This is a genomic window from Streptosporangium sp. NPDC002544, from assembly GCF_040295965.1.
Taxonomy (GTDB): Bacteria; Actinomycetota; Actinomycetes; order Streptosporangiales; family Streptosporangiaceae; genus Streptosporangium.
This window is the reverse complement of record NZ_JBEOWJ010000005.1, coordinates 302,484-319,357: the sequence shown is the minus strand read 5'-3', so window position 1 is coordinate 319,357 and position 16,874 is coordinate 302,484. Positions and strand designations below refer to the sequence as shown.

The 16,874-nt window shown below is 70.3% G+C and carries 18 protein-coding genes and 3 tRNA genes; 11 read left to right on the top strand and 10 right to left on the bottom strand.

All coding sequences use genetic code 11. The features are described 5' to 3' along the window. Positions 1–12: 12 nt before the first annotated feature. Positions 13–726, bottom strand: a complete 714-nt coding sequence (locus ABT061_RS10110) for a lysophospholipid acyltransferase family protein (protein WP_350914791.1) — start codon at positions 724–726, stop codon at positions 13–15. A gap of 67 nt (positions 727–793) precedes the next feature. On the opposite strand from ABT061_RS10110, the gene cofC reads away from it, so the two are divergent. Beyond that, positions 794–1,489: a 2-phospho-L-lactate guanylyltransferase gene (cofC, locus tag ABT061_RS10105; RefSeq protein ID WP_350914789.1), complete on the top strand. Its 696-nt coding sequence runs from the start codon at positions 794–796 to the stop codon at positions 1,487–1,489. A gap of 44 nt (positions 1,490–1,533) precedes the next feature. Continuing rightward, positions 1,534–1,740 carry a hypothetical protein gene (locus tag ABT061_RS10100; protein ID WP_350914787.1) on the top strand — a complete coding sequence of 69 codons (207 nt, stop codon included), beginning with the start codon at positions 1,534–1,536 and terminating at the stop codon, positions 1,738–1,740. Positions 1,741–1,941: 201 nt separating this feature from the next. Here ABT061_RS10100 and ABT061_RS10095 read toward each other — a convergent pair whose 3' ends face one another. From ABT061_RS10095 to leuC, 4 genes are all read right to left on the bottom strand, one after another. Then, positions 1,942–2,241, bottom strand: coding sequence for an HU family DNA-binding protein (locus tag ABT061_RS10095; RefSeq protein ID WP_350914785.1), 300 nt, complete (start codon positions 2,239–2,241; stop codon positions 1,942–1,944). A gap of 161 nt (positions 2,242–2,402) precedes the next feature. Further along, on the bottom strand, positions 2,403–2,657 hold the full coding sequence (locus ABT061_RS10090; RefSeq protein ID WP_350914783.1) for an SCO5555 family protein: 255 nt from the start codon (positions 2,655–2,657) through the stop codon (positions 2,403–2,405). Then, a complete protein-coding gene (gene leuD / locus ABT061_RS10085) occupies positions 2,636–3,223 on the bottom strand; it encodes a 3-isopropylmalate dehydratase small subunit (RefSeq protein WP_350914781.1) in 588 nt (195 codons plus the stop codon). Before leuD ends, ABT061_RS10090 begins: the two co-directional genes overlap by 22 nt. A 12-nt stretch (positions 3,224–3,235) precedes the next feature. Beyond that, positions 3,236–4,612, bottom strand: coding sequence for a 3-isopropylmalate dehydratase large subunit (gene leuC, locus ABT061_RS10080; RefSeq protein ID WP_350914779.1), 1,377 nt, complete (start codon positions 4,610–4,612; stop codon positions 3,236–3,238). Between the two features lie 70 nt (positions 4,613–4,682). Here leuC and ABT061_RS10075 point away from each other — a divergent pair, with 70 nt between their 5' ends. Next, entirely contained in the window at positions 4,683–5,399 is a 717-nt protein-coding gene (locus ABT061_RS10075) for an IclR family transcriptional regulator (protein ID WP_030913609.1), read from the top strand. Positions 5,400–5,478: 79 nt separating this feature from the next. Beyond that, positions 5,479–7,215, top strand: a complete 1,737-nt coding sequence (locus tag ABT061_RS10070) for a hypothetical protein (protein ID WP_350914777.1) — start codon at positions 5,479–5,481, stop codon at positions 7,213–7,215. A gap of 280 nt (positions 7,216–7,495) precedes the next feature. Here ABT061_RS10070 and ABT061_RS10065 read toward each other — a convergent pair. The 3 genes from ABT061_RS10065 to ABT061_RS10055 form a co-directional block, all read right to left on the bottom strand. Beyond that, positions 7,496–7,568 (bottom strand) — tRNA-Glu (locus ABT061_RS10065). A gap of 13 nt (positions 7,569–7,581) precedes the next feature. Continuing rightward, a tRNA-Glu gene (locus ABT061_RS10060) sits at positions 7,582–7,657 on the bottom strand. Positions 7,658–7,719: 62 nt separating this feature from the next. Continuing rightward, a tRNA-Gln gene (locus tag ABT061_RS10055) sits at positions 7,720–7,791 on the bottom strand. 174 nt (positions 7,792–7,965) lie between these two features. Between ABT061_RS10055 and ABT061_RS10050 the strand changes: the two genes are divergently transcribed. Both ABT061_RS10050 and ABT061_RS10045 read left to right on the top strand, forming a co-directional pair. Further along, the gene (locus ABT061_RS10050; protein WP_350914775.1) at positions 7,966–9,945 is read left to right on the top strand and encodes a M3 family metallopeptidase; all 1,980 of its coding nucleotides are present in this window, start codon (positions 7,966–7,968) and stop codon (positions 9,943–9,945) included. Between the two features lie 94 nt (positions 9,946–10,039). Then, complete coding sequence (locus tag ABT061_RS10045) at positions 10,040–11,731, top strand: carboxylesterase/lipase family protein (RefSeq protein ID WP_350914773.1); 1,692 nt, start codon at positions 10,040–10,042, stop codon at positions 11,729–11,731. Between the two features lie 144 nt (positions 11,732–11,875). Here the strand turns inward: ABT061_RS10045 and gltX are convergent, their stop codons facing one another. Continuing rightward, positions 11,876–13,207, bottom strand: a complete 1,332-nt coding sequence (gltX, locus tag ABT061_RS10040) for a glutamate--tRNA ligase (RefSeq protein WP_350914925.1) — start codon at positions 13,205–13,207, stop codon at positions 11,876–11,878. Between the two features lie 28 nt (positions 13,208–13,235). Beyond that, entirely contained in the window at positions 13,236–14,012 is a 777-nt protein-coding gene (locus ABT061_RS10035; RefSeq protein ID WP_350914771.1) for a fumarylacetoacetate hydrolase family protein, read from the bottom strand. A 261-nt stretch (positions 14,013–14,273) separates the two neighbouring features. On the opposite strand from ABT061_RS10035, the gene ABT061_RS10030 reads away from it, so the two are divergent. From ABT061_RS10030 to ABT061_RS10010, 5 genes are read left to right on the top strand one after another with little or no spacing between them, the layout of a single operon-like run. Then, the gene (locus ABT061_RS10030; protein ID WP_451935028.1) at positions 14,274–14,774 is read left to right on the top strand and encodes an Asp23/Gls24 family envelope stress response protein; all 501 of its coding nucleotides are present in this window, start codon (positions 14,274–14,276) and stop codon (positions 14,772–14,774) included. A 53-nt stretch (positions 14,775–14,827) separates the two neighbouring features. After that, on the top strand, positions 14,828–15,397 hold the full coding sequence (locus ABT061_RS10025; RefSeq protein WP_350914769.1) for an Asp23/Gls24 family envelope stress response protein: 570 nt from the start codon (positions 14,828–14,830) through the stop codon (positions 15,395–15,397). Beyond that, positions 15,394–15,582 carry a hypothetical protein gene (locus ABT061_RS10020; protein WP_350914766.1) on the top strand — a complete coding sequence of 63 codons (189 nt, stop codon included), beginning with the start codon at positions 15,394–15,396 and terminating at the stop codon, positions 15,580–15,582. The genes ABT061_RS10025 and ABT061_RS10020 overlap by 4 nt, the downstream gene beginning before the upstream one ends. After that, positions 15,579–16,178 carry an Asp23/Gls24 family envelope stress response protein gene (locus tag ABT061_RS10015; RefSeq protein WP_350914764.1) on the top strand — a complete coding sequence of 200 codons (600 nt, stop codon included), beginning with the start codon at positions 15,579–15,581 and terminating at the stop codon, positions 16,176–16,178. The genes ABT061_RS10020 and ABT061_RS10015 overlap by 4 nt, the downstream gene beginning before the upstream one ends. Next, positions 16,175–16,870 carry a DUF6286 domain-containing protein gene (locus ABT061_RS10010; RefSeq protein WP_350914762.1) on the top strand — a complete coding sequence of 232 codons (696 nt, stop codon included), beginning with the start codon at positions 16,175–16,177 and terminating at the stop codon, positions 16,868–16,870. The genes ABT061_RS10015 and ABT061_RS10010 overlap by 4 nt, the downstream gene beginning before the upstream one ends. Positions 16,871–16,874: the final 4 nt, after the last annotated feature.

Below are 16,874 nucleotides of genomic sequence, written 5' to 3'. Positions count from 1 at the left end.
CGTACGCCGAAGTCAGTTGTCGGAAGGTCGCTTGAACGGCGCCTTGGGCGCCTTCTCCCCGCGGAGTTCGGCCAGCTGGGCCGTGATCGCAGACATGATGTCGGCGGTCGCGGAGCGCAGCACGTCGGCCTGGAGCGGCTGGCCCTGGTACTTCGACAGGTCGACCGGTGGCCCGGTCAGCACGCGGAAGGTCTTGCGTGGCAGCAGGCGGGGCCTTCTGGCACCGTACGGCAGGATCTCCTGGGCCCCCCAGTGCGCGACGGGGATCACCGTCGCGCCGGTCTCCAGAGCCAGCCTGGCCGCGCCGGTCTTGCCCTCCATCGGCCAGAGGTCCGGGTCGCGGGTGCAGGTGCCCTCCGGATAGAACATCACGCACGCCCCGGCGGCGAACCGGCGCCGTGACTCCTCCAGCGAGCGCCCCGCGTCAGAGCTCCCCCGGTAGACGGGAATGACCTGGAGCGCCCTCAGCAGGGGACCGAGCAGCGGCACCGAGAAGAGACCCGACTTGGCCAGGATCACCGGCCAGCGGCCGTTGTTGTAGAGGAAGTGCGAGATGAGGATCGGATCCAGCCACGACAGGTGGTTGGTCGCCACGATGATCCCGCCCGTCCTGGGCAACCGGTCGCTGCGACGCCAGTCCTTCTTGACCAGGAGCCATGAGATCGGCTTGACGATCGCGACGGCGAAGGCGACCCAGAATCGCGAGGGCCAGCCGGGGCGTCTCATGGGCTCCTCCGTATGAGCGGTTTGCGCACCAAGTCTCCCGGTTGGCTCCCCGGGATGTCGAGGCGAGATGCTTAACGCTATGGCTGCTCAGGAAAGTTCCGCCTGGACCCTTGTCGTCCCGGTCAAAACGCTGGTCGCCGCCAAGACCCGCCTGTCCGCGGCGGCGGGCCCGCACCGGGCCGCGCTGGCCGTGGCGATCGCCTGTGACACCGTCGAGGCGGCGCTGAGGTGCGCGCTCGTCACGCGGGTGGTCGTGGTGACGGGTGACCCCGTGGCCGCCGAGGCACTCGGCGGGGTCGGCGCGCACGTGGTCGGCGACCCGGAGGCGGGGCTGAACGCCGCCCTGCGACACGGCGCCCTGGAAGCGGTACGGCTGGCGCCCGGCGACGCCGTCGGCGCCCTCCAGGCCGATCTCCCCGCCCTCCGCCCCACTGAGCTGGCCCGCGTGCTGACCGCCGCCGCGGAGTTCGACCAGATGTTCCTGCCCGACGCCTCCGAGATCGGCACGACCTTCTACGGCGTACGGCCCGGCATGCCGTTCACACCGGGGTTCGGCGGCGAGTCGCGGGACCGGCACCTGCGGCGCGGCGCCAAGGAGCTCTGCGTGGCGGGGGTGGAGTCGGTCCGCCATGACGTGGACACCCCGGACGATCTCCGCCGGGCGCTGGTCCTGGGCGTCGGCCCCCGCACGCTGGCCATGGCGGAAAGGATCGCGCTGTCCGGCGGGTCTTCGCAGCCGGAGGAACGCGACAGGGACCGATAGCCCCGGTTCGGGCGGGATTCCCGTCCGGAGGCTACCCTGGGCGTGTGCAGGCGACGGTGCGGAGCTTCGAGGAGGCGACCCGGTCGGGGTCGGTCTTCCTGGACGACGGGACCGAGATCCCGTTCGGCGCGGCGGCGTTCGACGCGGGGCCGCTCCGGCTGCTCAGGGCGGGTCAGCGGGTCAACATCGTCATGGACGGCGACGACGTCGCCTACATCACCCTCTCGACCTTCCCCGTACCCGGCCGGTGAGGCGGCCGGGAAACCGGCTTCCCCGACGGCCCGAGCCGAAATCATCTCCGTGGCGCCCGCCGGCGAATCCGGTGAACGTGACCGAACACCGCACGGGGCACTTTCGGCGGCCCCGGCAGGGGATCGGGATCCGGCCGGCGCCGGCCGGGAAGCCGGACGCCCGGGCTCCCGCTTCGGGAGTCCGGGCGCCTAGGCCGAAGCCTATTTCTTCTTCGCTGCCTTCTTGCCGCCGTTGTTGACGAGTTCCTTGAAGTCGGAACCGGGCCGGAATTTCGGCCCCCAACTCTCGGCGACGTGGATCTCGGCACCCGTCGAGGGGTTGCGGGCGGTGCGGGCCGGCTTGTGCACCATCTCAAAGGCACCGAACCCCGTGATCGAGACCTTGTCGCCACTCGCGACGGTGGCCTGGATCGTGTCGAGCACCGCGTTCACGGCTTCGGTGGCCGTCTTCTTGTCGCCCACCCGATCCGCGATGGCGTCGACGAGTTCCTTTTTGTTCATAAGGTTGCTCCCCCTGCTTACCGATGTCCGGGAGTGGGTCACGGGGCAGAAAACCCGTCTCACCCGATTTGTCACGGCGAGGGGTCTCATCACAGATCTCATCAACGATCACGATGAGAAACCCCCTGCTCGCTTGAAATTAGGGGACGGAGCCGTATGACTCAATCACCTTCCGCAATGTTTCCAGTGCTCGGCGTATCTGAAACCAAGACATCAATACTGAGAAGGAACAAATCAAGACGCCCTGTGGCGTGATCGAGGTCGCGCTTGGCCATATCGCAGATGGCCAGCAGGCGCCTGGTGAGACGTTTTCTCTCCTCGACGGAGACATGCAGGGACCTGACGCGGCGGTGCGCCTCGCGCAGCCGCCACGCCAGCTCGTCCTCTGAACTCGTCAGACGGTCGTCGGCAGCCATGGCTGCCGACCATTCTCGTATGTCCCGATGGCATCGGCGTTGCGCAGGGTCAGCCCGATGTCGTCCAGGCCCTCCATCAGCCGCCAGCGCGTGTAGTCGTCGATCTCGAAGGCGACGGCCTCCGCGCCCCAGCGGACCTGGCGTCCCGCCAGGTCAACGGTGATCTCAAGGGTCGGGTCCGCCTCGACCGCGGCCTGCAGCGCCTCGACGATCCCGCCCGGCAGGACGACCGGGAGCAGGCCCATCTTGGTGGAATTATTACGGAAGATGTCTCCGAAACGGGCCGCGATCACGACGCGGAAGCCGTACTGCTGCAGGGCCCAGACCGCGTGCTCGCGGGAGGAGCCGGTACCGAAGTCGGGGCCGGCCAGCAGGATCGTGGCGCCCTCGTGAACGGGGTTGTTCAGGACGAAGCCGGGGTCCTCGCGCCAGGCGGAGAACAGGCCCTTCTCGAACCCGGTCCTGCTGACCTGCTTGAGCCAGACGGCGGGGATGATCTGGTCGGTGTCCACGTTGCTGCGGCGCAGCGGCACGGCCCGGCCGGTGTGGGTGGTGAACGCTTCCATCGCGAGGACTCCTTACAGGTCGGCGGGCGCGGTGAGTTTGCCGGTGACGGCGGTCGCGGCGGCGACCTGCGGGGACACGAGGTGGGTACGGCCGCCCTTGCCCTGCCGCCCCTCGAAGTTGCGGTTGGAGGTCGAGGCGCTGCGCTCGCCGGGGGCGAGGGTGTCGGGGTTCATCCCCAGGCACATGGAACAGCCGGCCTCGCGCCATTCGGCGCCCGCGGCCTTGAAGACCTCGTGCAGCCCCTCCTGCTCGGCCTGGAGCTTGACCAGCATCGAACCGGGCACGATCAGCGTGCGCGTCACGACCTGGCGCCCGCGCAGCACCTCGGCCGCGGCGCGCAGGTCCTCCAGCCTGCCGTTGGTGCAGGAGCCCACGAAGACCGTGTCGACCTTGACCTCGCGGAGCGGGGTGCCCGCGGTCAGGCCCATGTACTCCAGGGCACGCGCGGCGGCGGCCGGGTCGTCGGTGTCCTCCGGACGGGGCACGGACGTGCCCAGCGGGGCGCCCTGGCCCGGGTTGGTGCCCCAGGTGACGAACGGGGTCAGCGTCGTGGCGTCGATCTCCACGACGGCGTCGAAGACCGCGTCCTCGTCACTGACCAGCGACTTCCAGTACTCGACCGCGGCGTCCCAGTCGGCGCCGGACGGCGCGTGGGGACGGCCCTTGAGATATTCGAAGGTGGTCTCGTCCGGGGCGATCATGCCCGCGCGGGCACCCGCCTCGATGGACATGTTGCAGACCGTCATCCGGCCCTCCATGGAGAGCCTGCGGATGGCCTCGCCCCGGTACTCGACGATGTAGCCCTGGCCGCCGCCGGTGCCGATCTTGGCGATGATCGCCAGGATCAGGTCCTTGGCGGTGACGCCGGGGGGCAGCTCGCCGGAGACCTCGATGGCCATGGTCTTCGGCCGGTAGGCGGGCAGCGTCTGGGTGGCCAGCACGTGCTCCACCTCGGAGGTGCCGATGCCGAACGCGATGCCGCCGAAGGCGCCGTGGGTGGAGGTGTGAGAATCACCACACACGATCGTCATGCCGGGCTGGGTCAGGCCGAACTGCGGGCCGATGATGTGGACCACGCCCTGCCCCGCGTCACCCATCGGGTGCAGCCGGACGCCGAACTCCGCACAGTTCTTGCGCAGCGTCTCCACCTGCGTCCGCGACACCAGGTCGTTGATCGGACCGCGTACGGTCGGGACGTTGTGGTCCTCGGTGGCGATGGTGAGGTCGGGCCGCCTGACGGGGCGACCCGCCATGCGCAGGCCGTCGAACGCCTGCGGGCTCGTGACCTCGTGAACGAGGTGAAGGTCGATGTAGAGCAGGTCGGGTTCTCCCTCCGCACGTCGCACGACGTGCTGCTCCCAGACCTTCTCCGCGAGCGTGCGGCCCATGTCGCCTCCTTGCGATCGGCTATCCCGCACCCACTTGCTTTCTCATATGTCGAGACGGCAGTATCGGTGTATGGACAACTCTAGCGGAGTCGGCGTACTGGACAAGGCCGTCCTCGTGCTCAACGCCCTTGAAGCCGGCCCGGCGTCCCTCGCACAACTCGTCCACGCCACCGGCCTGGCCCGCCCCACCGCCCACCGGCTGGCCGTCGCTCTGGAGCACCACCGCATCGTCTCCCGCGACACCCAGGGCCGTTTCGTCCTGGGCCCCCGCCTGTCCGAGCTGTCCACCGCCGCCGGCGAGGACAGGCTGCTGGCCGTCGCCTCACCGGTTCTCACCCAGCTGAGAGACCTGACCGGGGAGAGCGCGCAACTCTACCGGCGCCAGGGTGACGAGCGGGTCTGCGTGGCCGCCGCCGAGCGTGCCAGCGGACTGCGCGACACCGTGCCGGTCGGCTCGGCCCTGCCGATGCTCGCGGGGTCCGCGGCGCAGATCCTGCTCGCCTGGGAGGAGCCCGACCGCCTGCACCGGGGCCTGCGCGGGGCCAAGTTCACCGCGGCCACGCTCGCGAGCGTGCGGCGCAGGGGCTGGGCGCACAGCGTCGGCGAGCGCGAGCAGGGCGTGGCCAGCGTCTCGGCGCCGATCAGGGGCGCGGGCGGCAAGGTGGTCGCCGCGGTGTCGGTCTCCGGCCCGATCGAGCGTCTGACCCGCACCCCCGGCAGGCTGCACGCCGCCCCCGTGGTCACCGCCGCCGAGCGGATCACCGAGTCGATGCGCCGCGCCAACTGACCTCCGCGGCGGCTGACACCGATCGACCTGTGGGCGATATGAGGAGGCGAGCACCCCTGCGGCCCCCTAGGCTGGGCAGGTGACAGATCGCATCGAGGCAGCCGCGGCTGAACTGCGTCCCCTGCTCCAGAACTTCATCCTGTGGGCGCGTGAGAACGCGCCCGGCAGCGATTCCAACCTGGTCGGCTCTGTCGCGCTGTGGCACCGGCTGATCGCCTCCGACGACGTCGGCCGGTGGAGGCAGTCCGACCTGCGCACGGTTCTCCTCGACCGGATGCCCCAGGTCGTCGAGGATCCGGACGCCGCCGCCGACGGCATGGTGCCCGCGGTCCGTGCCTATCTGACCTTCCTGTCGGAGTCCGACCGCCTGGCCAAGGGCTCCGCCCCGCTGGGGGACCTGCTCGCCGAGCTCGACCGCCTTGAGGACGACTTCGTCGACGCCATGGAGGATCTCGTCGTCGAGGAGGACGAGGACGACGAGTACGACGAGGAGTCCGAGGGGCTCGGTGACTTCGAGCCGTTCGCCGACGAGCTCTCCGAGCTGCCGACGATCAGGCTCCGCCCGGACTCCGAGCTGGCCGAGGCCACCCGCAGGACACCCCTGATCTCCAAGGCCCGCGACCTCGCGATCTGGGTCGGCTCTGAGCGCCGGGTGGGCGAGACGAGCCTGCTCGACGACACCGAGATCACCGAGGCCCTGGCCGTCCTCGGCATCCCGCTTCCCGAGAAGGGCGACAAGTCGCTGGCCGACTCCGTCCCCGCGCTCTGGAACATCTGGAACCTCGCGATCGACCTCGACTTCCTCCAGCCCGAGGGGGAGGACACGGTCAGCATCGACGCCGACACCGTGGAGTGGCCCTTCGAGGAGGACGACGACGCCCTTGACGCGTGGATGGCCGGTCTGCACTCCATCGACTACGGCGACCCGGAGCTGGCGGACGAGGAGGCCACGATCGCCCTGTCCGGGCTGACCAGGGCGCTGCTGGTCCGGGTGCTGCTGGCGACCGGTTCCAAGCCGCTGGCCGAGCTCCGCACCGAGCTGGCCGAGGCCGCCGCCGAGTACGACGACCTGGGCGCGGAGGCCTGGGCCGCCGCCACCGCGCAGTACGGCGACCCGCTCAACCCGGTGCTCGACTGGCTGGCCGGGTACGGCATGGTCGAGGTCGAGCACGACCAGGTGCGGCTGACCCCACTCGGCATGGAGGGCGTGGTCCACCTCGTGGACGAGGCCGACATCGAGCTGGACGCCCGGCCCGCCATCGACGCGATGACGGCCCTGGACCTGCTCTCCTTCGGCTCCGAGCTGCCCGAGGAGGAGGCGGACGCCGAGTTCGAGGCCTGGATGGAGCTGCGCGCCCCCGAGCAGGCCGCCAGGGACCTGCTGGAGGCCGCGGCCGAGGACGACGCGAACGCACTGATCCGGGTTCAGGCGGCCAGCATGGTCGGCTCGCTCGGTGAGGTGGCCATACCCGCCTGGCGGGAGGCCCTCGACGAGCCGTCCCTGCGCCCGTACGCGGCCACCCACCTGGCCCAGCTGGGCGTCGAGGACGCTCCCACGCCCACCCAGGCCGACACCCACTGGCTGATCCTCGACATGCTGACCATCTCCGCCGGCCTGGGCCGTCCCGAGTTCGTCAGCAGCCTGGACGACATCGGCAACGTGCCGAACCTGGTCAGCCTGCTCGAAGTGATCTGGAAGGTGCCGCACCCGCACCTGGAGGAGCTGCTGGAGGCGATCGGCAAGGCGCATCCGGACAAGCAGGTGGGCAAGGCCGCCAAGCGTGCCCTGTTCAAGGCCCGCTCGGGGCAGAACTAGGAACGGAACCGGAAAGGGACGGGGCGGCGCCCCGTCCCTTTCCGGTTCCGCCATGGCGGGGAGCGTTCAGCCGCCACCTGGCCGTACATCGGGTGACGGCGGGGGTTCTTCTCGATCGGGCATGCGTCCGGCGTGCCCGATCTCCCGGGTCGGAAAAGAGCATCCGGCCGCGGCGCCGAGCGGGAGGGCGATCTGAGAGATCCATGCCGGGTGCGGCTTCACCCGCCCCTGAAACGACAAAAACCCCCGGGAACCGTTGCTCCCGGGGGTTTCGCACTTGTAGCCCCGACCGGATTCGAACCGGCGCTACCGCCTTGAGAGGGCGGCGTCCTAGGCCACTAGACGACGGAGCCTTGCGAGAGACAGTGGTAGTCCCGACCGGATTCGAACCGGCGCTACCGCCTTGAGAGGGCGGCGTCCTGGGCCACTAGACGACGGGACCCTACACACTGTCATCAGATTCGGAGGGAGCCGAATCTGCGGCATCCTCCTGAGAGGATGCAGCTGGGGTACCAGGACTCGAACCTAGAACAACTGAACCAGAATCAGCCGTGTTGCCAATTACACCATACCCCACCGCACCGGACTCCCTTTCGGGACTCGCTGGCGCCTCCGAAAGAATAGCCCAGGTTGGGGGTCAAGACCAAAACGATTGCCGGCGGCCGAATCGCGGTATCACCGGGCTGCCGCAACGAAGGTCCGCTGTGCGACCCTGCTGAGAGATCCGTCCACCTGAGAGGAGTTCCAGCCTTGGCCGAGAACCCGTTCTTCGAACCCAGCACGCTGCCGTACGGGCTGCCGCCGTTCGCCCTGATCAGGGAGGAGCACTACCTTCCCGCCTTCGAACGTGGCATGGCCGACCAGCTGCGCGAGGTGCGGGAGATCGCCGACAACCCGGAGCCCGCGACGTTCGCCAACACGATCGAGGCCCTGGAGCGCTCGGGCCGGATTCTCAAGCGGACCGTGACCGTCTTCAGCAGCATCTCCGCCTCCGACACGACCGACGGCATCCAGGAGATCGAGACCCAGGTCTCCCCCAGGCTGACCCAGCACGCCGACTCCATCCGCCTGAACCGCGCCCTGTACGCCCGGATCGAACAGGTGGCCACCGACGACCCCGAGGAGGCGTGGCTGCTGCAGAAGTACCGCGTCGACTTCGTCAGGGCCGGCGCGGACCTGTCCGAAGGCGACCAGGACCGCCTCAGGGCGCTCAACGAGGAACTGACCAGGCTCGCCACGACCTTCTCCCAGAACCTGCTCACGGCCTCCACGGCCTCCGCGCTGGTCGTCGAGGACGTCAAGCTGCTGGACGGGCTCGCCGAGAGCACGATCAAGGCGATCGAGAAGGACGGCAGGTATGTCCTGCCGCTGTTCAACTACACCAACCAGCCCGCGCTGGCCGAGCTGACCGACCGGGAGACCCGCAGGAGGCTGTACGAGCTGTCCGTCGGCCGGGCGCCGGAGAACTTCGAGCTGGCGGCCAGGATGGCGGCGCTCCGCGCCGAGCGGGCGGCCCTGCTCGGCTTTCCCAACCACGCCGCCTACTCCGTCGCCGACCAGACCGCCAAGACCACCGACGCCGTCGAGGAGATGCTCGGCAAGCTGGTGGGCCCCGCGGTGGCCAACGCCCGCCGGGAGGCCGAGGCGCTGAGCGAGCAGGCCGGCTTCCCCCTGGAGCCGTGGGACTGGTCCTTCTACGCCGAGCGGGTGCGCAAGGCCCGCTACGACTTCGACGCCGCCGACCTTCGCCCCTACTTCGAGCTGGACCGGGTGCTGCGGGACGGTATCTTCCACGCCGCCGGCGGGCTGTACGGGATCACCTTCGCCGACCGGGACGACCTGGCCGGGTACCACCCGGACGTCCGGGTCTTCGAGGTGTCCGACGCGGACGGCTCACCGCTCGGCCTGTTCGTGTTCGACCCGTACGCCCGGCCGACCAAGCGCGGCGGCGCCTGGATGAACAACCTGGTCACCCAGTCGCACCTGTTCGGCGAGCTGCCCGTGGTGATGAACAACCTCAACATCACCAAGCCCTCCGAGGGGCCGACGCTCCTGACGTTCGAGGAGGTCAACACCGCCTTCCACGAGTTCGGCCACGCCCTGCACGGCCTCTTCTCCGACGTGCGCTTCCCCCGGGTCTCCGGCACCGACGTGCCGCGCGACTTCGTGGAGTACCCCTCGCAGGTCAACGAGATGTGGGCCACCTGGCCCTCGATCCTCGCCAACTTCGCCAGGCACCACGAGACCGGCGAGCCGGTGCCCGCGGAGCTCCTGGAGAAGATGAAGGCCGCGGAGAAGTTCAACCAGGGCTTCGACACCGTCGAGTATCTCGCGGCGGCACTGCTGGACTGGGCCTGGCACAAGCTGGCCGGGGGCGAGACCGTCGAGGACGCCGAGGCGTTCGAGAACGCGGCCCTGGAGCGGGCCGGGATCGCCTACGACCTGGTCCGCCCCCGCTATCGGACCAACTACTTCGCGCACATCTTCGTCAGCGGGGTGGGCGGCTACAGCGCCGGCTACTACTCCTACATCTGGAGCGAGGTGCTGGACGCCGAGAGCGTCGACTGGTTCGAGGAGAACGGCGGCCTGACGCGCGGCAACGGTGACCACTTCCGCTCCACCCTGCTGTCGGTCGGCGGCTCGCGGGACGTGATGGACGCCTTCCGCGACTTCCGCGGCCGCGACCCGCGCATCGAGCCCCTGCTGAAGCGCCGCGGCCTGGAGGCGTAGCCCTTCGTGCACCGTCCGGGGTGCAGGAAACCACACCCCGGGCGGGAACGCGGCTCCAATGCGCTCCGCCCGGATCTCAAGCACGCTGAAAAGCATGAAACGACCATGGAACAGGACGAGCGCCGCGCTCGTCGCCGGCCTGGCCTGTGCCCTGCCGCTGCTGACGGCGGCCCCGGCGTCCGCGGGCGGTGGGGACACGGCGGCCCGTACCGGCACCGTGCCGCCGAGGGCCACGGCCCCGGCCACCGCGGGCGGCGCGGGCACCACGGTACGTACCGACTCCGGATGGGTGAGGGGCGAGGCCGGTAAGGATCACCTGTCCTTCCAGGGCATCCCGTACGCCGCGCCCCCCGTCGGTGAGCTGCGCTGGCGGTCGCCGCGAGCCGTCACCCCGTGGCAGGGGGTGCGCGACGCCACCGCGCCGGGTGAGCGGTGCGCGCAGACCGCCGACATCTGGGGCCTGCCGGGAAGCGAGGCGGAGGACTGCCTCTACCTCAACGTGACCGCACCCGCCCCGGCAGGCGGGAAGCGGCCCCGGCCGGTCATGGTGTGGCTGCACGGCGGGAGCCTCACCAAGGGGGCCGGCAGCGACTACGACGCCCGCAGGCTGGCCGTGCGGGGCGATGTCGTGGTGGTGACGGTCAACTACCGGCTGGGCGTCTTCGGGTTCTTCGGGTATCCCGGGCTGGAGAACGCGGGAGCGTTCGGGATCGAGGACCAGCAGGCGGCCCTGCGCTGGGTGCGGCGCAACGCGGCGGCGTTCGGCGGCGACCCGCGCAACGTCACCCTGTTCGGCGAGTCGGCGGGGTCGCACTCGGTGTGCGCGCAGCTCGCCTCCCCCTCCGCGGCGGGGCTGTTCCACCGGGCGATCACCCAGAGCAGCCCGTGCGGGGCCGGGAACTTCGAGGGCACCCCGCTGCGGCCGGTGATGGACATACCGCTCTGGGTGCCCCGAGCCGCCCACGACGGCTACGGACAGGCCCTGGCGGCCGGGCTGGGGTGCGCGGACCCGGAAACCGCGCTCGCCTGCCTGCGGGGCAGGCCGGTGGCCGACCTGCTCGCCCAGCAGCCGCTCCCGTTGCCCGCGTACGGTAACGCGGTGCTGCCCGAGGATCCCTCGGCGGTGTTCGAGGAGGGCCGCTTCCACCGGGTGCCCATGTTGACGGGCATCACCAGGGACGAGGGCACGCTTTTCACGTCGCTGCTGTTCCCGCCGATGACGGCCGGGGAGTACGAGGCTGCGGTCAACGAGAAGTTCGGCGCGGCGGGGCCGGACGTGCTCGCCGAGTATCCGCCGGACGCCCACGGCGGCTCACCCCTCCAGGCGGTGGCGGCCGTCATGAGCGACCTGGACTGGGCGTGGCCGGCGCGCGACACGGACCTGCTGTTCGCCCGGCACGTGCCGACCTTCTCCTACGAGTTCACCGACCGGACGGCGCCCCGGCTCTTCCCGCTGCCCAACGGGGTCAGGCCGCTCGCCTCGCACGGGTCCGAGCTGTCGTTCCTGTTCGGCGTCGGCTGGAAGTCCGCCCCGCTCACCCCCGAGCAGCGGCGGCTCGGCGACACGATGATCGACTACTGGTCCAGGTTCGCCGCCGTCGGCGACCCGAACCGGCCTGGCCTGCCCACCTGGAGTCGCGTGCGCCCCACCGGCGGCACGCCGTACGTGCAGGGGCTGGCTCCGGGGCGAGGCGGTGTCGCCCCCTTCGACCGGGCCGCGGTTCACCGTCTCGCCTTCTGGGACAGACTCGCCGCACAGGGGACGGAGCCGGCACGCCCCTCCTAGGGGCCTGCTGACCTGATCCTTCCCGCACCACCGGTCCTGCCCCGGCCTGGTCCTCCCAGGCCAGGGCAGGACCCCCTGCTCCACGATGACCTCCGACGCGCTGACGGCTCCGCCGCGCCCCGGGCCTCGTCCGGTCCGCGTTCCTCAGGCCTGGAGCCTGGCGAGGGCGGCGCGGATGCGGTCCATCGACCGCGTCCGGCCGAGGACCTCGATCGACTCGAACAGCGGCAGGCCGACGGTGCGGCCGGTGACGGCCACCCGGACCGGCGCCTGGGCCTTGCCGAGCTTGAGGCCGTAGGAGGCGCCGACCTCCTCCAGCGCCGTCTTGAGCGACTCGGGGTCCATCTCGACCTTCTCAAGCCGGTCGAGGTAGCCGGTGAGGATCTCCACGGCGGAGCTCTTCATGGCCTTGTCCCACGAGGCCTGGTCGAAGACGGGCTCGTCCAGGAAGAGGAAGTCCACGTTCGCGGTGATCTCGGACAGGACCGCGATACGGGTCTGGGCGAGCTCGGCGACCTTGGCGAAGGTCTCGCGGTCCCAGCTCGGGTCCAGCCACGGCTCGCAGCGGGTGATGAACTCCTCCAGGGGCAGGGCCCTGATGTACTCGCCGTTGAACGCGCGGAGTTTCTTCTCGTCGAAGAACGCCGGGGAGGGGTTGACGTCCTCCAGGCTGAACAGCGGCACCATCTCCGACCAGGGCATGATCTCCCGGTCGTCGCCGGGGCCCCAGCCGAGCAGCATCAGGTAGTTGACCATCGCCTCGGCCAGGTAGCCCTCCTCGCGGTAGGACTCCAGGGCGACCTTGTCCCGGCGCTTGGACAGCTTCTGGCGCTTCTCGTTGACGATGACCGGCACATGCGCCCAGGTGGGCGGGGCGACGCCGAGCGCCTCCCAGAGCAGCTGCTGCTTGGGGGTGTTGGACAGGTGCTCCTCGGCGCGGACCACGTGGCTGATCCGCATCTCGACGTCGTCGACGACGTTGGCCAGCACGAAGAGCGGGGAGCCGTCGCCGCGCGCGATGACGAAGTCCTCCATCGCGTTGTTGGGGAACTCGACGGTGCCGCGGACCAGGTCGGAGATCACGGTGACGCCCTCGTCGGGGGTACGGAAACGGACCGCGCCCTCGGTCAGGCTTCGGTCGCGGCAGAAGCCGTCGTAGCCCTGGTGCTCGGACCCGGTGCGGGCCTTGACCTCGTCGCGGGTGCAGGTGCAGTAGTAGGCCCGGCCCTCGGCCAGCAGCCTGGCCGCGGCCTCGCGGTGCTGCTTCTCGTACGAGGACTGGAAGTAGGGTCCCTCGAAGGCCGGGGCGCCGTCGTTGATCCCGATCCAGGCGAGCGCCGAGATGATGCCCTCGGTCCATTCCGGCCGGTTGCGCGCGGCGTCGGTGTCCTCGATGCGGAGCACGAACCTTCCGCCGGACCTCTCGGCCAGGGCCCAGTTGAACAGCGCGGAGCGGGCGCCGCCGACATGGAACATGCCGGTCGGCGAGGGGGCGAAACGAACCCTAATCACGGGAGACCACCCGGTTGCTGAGAGTGCCGATTCCTTCGATGAAGACGCTGACCTCGTCGCCGACGCTGAGCGGGCCGACCCCTTCCGGCGTCCCGGTGAGGATGACGTCGCCGGGGATCAGGGTCATGACCGCGCTCACGTGGGCGATCAGCGCGGGGATGTCGTACATGAGCTTGGAGGTGCGCGAGCTCTGCTTGACCTCGCCGTTCACGGACGTGACGATGCCGACGTCGCTCGGGTCGAGTTCGGTCTGGATCCACGGGCCGAGCGGGCAGAACGTGTCGAAGCCCTTGGCCCGGGTGAACTGGACGTCCTTCTTCTGCAGATCCCGCGCGGTGACGTCGTTGGCGCAGGTGTAGCCGAAGATGACCTCGTGGGCCCGTTCTCGGGGCACCTCCCGGCAGAGCCTGCCGATCACCACCGCCAGCTCCCCCTCGTAGTCGACCCGCTGGGACAGGGTCGTCGGGTAGGCGATGGCCTCACCCGAGCCGATCACCGAGGTCGACGGCTTGAGGAAGACCAGTGGCTCGTCGGGGACCTCGCCGCCCATCTCGCGGGCGTGGTCGGCGTAGTTCTTGCCGATCGCGACGACCTTGCTGGGCAGCATGGGCGCGACCAGCTTGACCTGGGAGAGCGAGTGACGCTCACCGGTGAACTGGATCGGCCCGAACGGATGACCGGAGATCGCGGAGATGAACTCCTCCCCTGGGCCACCCTCGACCACCCCGAACCCGACACCGTCTCCTGTGGAGAACCTCGCTATACGCACACGACAAGGCTAGTCGGGCTCCGGGTCTCGCCTGACCGCGCCCGCGCCTCCGGGAGGTTCACGCCTCCGCCCATCCGGTCTCCTCCATCACATCGCCGAGCCATCTGGGCTATATGCAACTAAAAATACCCATAAAACCTATTTTCCTGATACGACCACGATTGAGTTAAAAATAAGTATGTCCTGATTGCTGTTCATATGGGGGGTATGACCGTTTCTGTCAGCATCGGGGAGCCAGAAGGTCTTCCCTCGGGGGAAGGAATGGACGTGACTGAAGCCAGCACGGTGAACAGGCCCAAGGGCGACGAGGTATCCGTGCCCCGGGCACGCACCGACAGTCCCGGATCCCAGGGTGGCCTGGTCACTCCCAAGGGAACCACCACCATCGAGAGCGGCGTCGTAGCGAAGATCGCGGGCCTGGCGGCCAGGGAGATTCCCGGCGTGCACAACATGGGCGCGAGCACCGCGCGAGCCCTGGGCGCGGTACGCGGCATGGTCGGTGTCGACCAGAACATCACCCAGGGGGTCTCCGTCGAGGTGGGCGAGCGTCAGGCCGCCGCCGACCTCGAAGTGGTCGTCGAGTACGGCATGGCCATTCCCGACCTGGCCGCCGCCGTACGCCGCAACGTGATCACGGCGATCGAGCGCATGTGCGGGCTCGAGGTCACCGAGGTCAACATCAAGGTCTCCGACGTCCACATGCCCGGCCAGGACAAGGACTCCGCGGAGGAGTCGTCCGAGCCGGGGCCGCGCGTCCAGTGAGGGATCCGGCGCGCGGGCCTGAGGACCCGGCCCGCGAGGAGACGACGCGTCCGGTGACGGCGGGATCCGGCCGCCGGACGGCCGCGCCCGCGAACAACCCGGGTGACCCGGCCCCGCGGCCGCCCACCCCGGCGCACGGACCGGAGCGTCCGAAGCATCCGACCCCGGCGACCGTCATGCCCGCGCACAAGCCGGAGCATCCGGTCCACCCGCCCGCCACTCAGGCCCCGGCGGGGGCCGTACCCGCCCAGAGACCACGGGCCCCGGCCCGCACGACGGCCGCCACACCGGGCAAGACGGCGAGTCCGCCCCGCGAGGAACCGGCCGCGGCCGCTGATCGGGAACCGGCCGGCCGGGAGGCGGGTCTCGCGCACGGGATAGCCGACGCCGTACGGCGCTGCCCCGATGTCGTCGACCTCTCGGGCGGCCCGTTCGGGACGGTGGCGACCTACCTGCCCGGCGAGAGGGTGCCCGGCGTCGCGCTGCACGAGGACGGGATCGAGATCTCGGTGGTCGTCAGGCTGGGGCGCCCGCTGCCGGAGATCGCCGACGAGGTACGTGCGGCGGTCGCCCCGCTGGCGGATGACCTGCCGGTGAATGTCCATATCGGAGGTTTGACATGAACAAGTTCCCAGTGTGGTCCGTGCTCGGCACGATCGTCGGCGTTCTGCTGGGCTTCGCCGGAGCCTTCGGCGGCTTCTGGGCGTTCCTGCTGGTGCTCGTGCTCGGCGCCATCGGATTCCTCCTCGGCCACTTCGCGGAGGTCGGCGAGGTCAACCTGTCCCGGATCTCGGCGAGACGGCGATGAACACCCCCGTCGAGCACCACGCCACCTCCTCGGGAGCGGCCGCGGACTCAGGTGACCTCCCCGCCGGCCGGACGGGCTCCGCCCTCGCCGAGACCGGGCGGCCCGCGCCGCCCGCCGTACCCGCCCAGCCGGCCGTACCGGCCGAACTGCGTGGCAGAACCGACATATCCAACCGGGTGGTGTCGCGCATCGCGGCCGGCGCGGCCAGGGAGGTGGCACGGGTGCGGAAGGTCGGCGAGCGGGGGCCGCTGTCCCTCCGCGGAGGCACCCGCGCCGCCGTCGACGGCACGCTCGCGACGCTCCAGCTGGACGTGACCATGGAGTATCCGGCCCCGATCCGCGAGGTGGCCGACGAGGTCCGGCGCCACGTCGCCGAACGGGTCATGACACTGACCGGCATGGACGTCGGCTACATCGACATCGACGTCACCAACGTGATCCGCGCTCCGGAGAGCCCGCCCGAGACCTCGTACGAGGTCTCGCGTGAGACCTCATACGAGACCTCGCCGGCCGAGGGCGGGAACCGGCCCGACTTCCGGACACCGGGCGCGACGGCCCACGGGACCGACGTCCCGTCGCGGGAGGAAGGGCAATGACCTCCCAGACCCCCGACCCGGCTGAGCCCTTCTCCGAGCATGTCTCCGAGACGGGGCCGACCGAGGAGATTCCGGCCGCACCCGGCGCGGCGTTCGTGGAGCCGTCCGCGTCGCGGGCACCCGACGAGGTGGCGAGGAACGCCTCCGCGGACCGCGCGGCGGTCAGGGCCTTCCGCCCGCGCCGGGTGGTCCCCGCCGTCATCACCGCCGTGGTGCTGACGGCGATCGGCGTCCTGGTGGCGCTGGAGGTCATCTCCGCGCTGGTCGGCCACCCGCTGCGCCTGCTGCCCTACGACCGGATGCTCACCTGGGCGTCGTCGACGCCGTGGAGCGACCGGCAGGTGATGGCGGGCGCGGGCCTGGTCGGCCTGCTGGGCCTGCTGCTGGTGCTGTTCGCGCTCATCCCGGGACGGCCCACCCTGATCCCGGTGCGGACGGGCGACAAGGACCTGGTCATCGGCATGCAGCGCCGGGGCTTCACCCGGTCGCTGGCCCACACGGCCGAGCGGGTACAGGGGGTGGACCGGGCCAAGGTACGGCTGGTGGGAAAGACCGTGCGAGTGAACGCCCGCAGCGGCGTCCGGGACACCACCGGACTGGCCGACGCCGTACGGGAGGCGGTGACCGCGCGGATCGCCGCGCTCTCCCCCGTCTGGAAGCATCCCGTCCACGTGCACCTGCGAGGGAAGTGAGCGC

What these genes read in the sequence shown, in the direction of transcription:
- ABT061_RS10110 (WP_350914791.1), bottom strand. Translation starts at nt 726, where the DNA reads ATGAGACGCCCCGGCTGGCCCTCGCGATTCTGGGTCGCCTTCGCCGTC.
- cofC (WP_350914789.1), top strand. Translation starts at nt 794, where the DNA reads ATGCTTAACGCTATGGCTGCTCAGGAAAGTTCCGCCTGGACCCTTGTC.
- ABT061_RS10095 (WP_350914785.1), bottom strand. Translation starts at nt 2,241, where the DNA reads ATGAACAAAAAGGAACTCGTCGACGCCATCGCGGATCGGGTGGGCGAC.
- ABT061_RS10090 (WP_350914783.1), bottom strand. Translation starts at nt 2,657, where the DNA reads ATGGCTGCCGACGACCGTCTGACGAGTTCAGAGGACGAGCTGGCGTGG.
- leuD (WP_350914781.1), bottom strand. Translation starts at nt 3,223, where the DNA reads ATGGAAGCGTTCACCACCCACACCGGCCGGGCCGTGCCGCTGCGCCGC.
- leuC (WP_350914779.1), bottom strand. Translation starts at nt 4,612, where the DNA reads ATGGGCCGCACGCTCGCGGAGAAGGTCTGGGAGCAGCACGTCGTGCGA.
- ABT061_RS10075 (WP_030913609.1), top strand. Translation starts at nt 4,683, where the DNA reads ATGGACAACTCTAGCGGAGTCGGCGTACTGGACAAGGCCGTCCTCGTG.
- ABT061_RS10045 (WP_350914773.1), top strand. Translation starts at nt 10,040, where the DNA reads ATGAAACGACCATGGAACAGGACGAGCGCCGCGCTCGTCGCCGGCCTG.
- gltX (WP_350914925.1), bottom strand. Translation starts at nt 13,207, where the DNA reads ATGTTCCATGTCGGCGGCGCCCGCTCCGCGCTGTTCAACTGGGCCCTG.
- ABT061_RS10030 (WP_451935028.1), top strand. Translation starts at nt 14,274, where the DNA reads ATGGACGTGACTGAAGCCAGCACGGTGAACAGGCCCAAGGGCGACGAG.
- ABT061_RS10020 (WP_350914766.1), top strand. Translation starts at nt 15,394, where the DNA reads ATGAACAAGTTCCCAGTGTGGTCCGTGCTCGGCACGATCGTCGGCGTT.
- ABT061_RS10015 (WP_350914764.1), top strand. Translation starts at nt 15,579, where the DNA reads ATGAACACCCCCGTCGAGCACCACGCCACCTCCTCGGGAGCGGCCGCG.
- ABT061_RS10010 (WP_350914762.1), top strand. Translation starts at nt 16,175, where the DNA reads ATGACCTCCCAGACCCCCGACCCGGCTGAGCCCTTCTCCGAGCATGTC.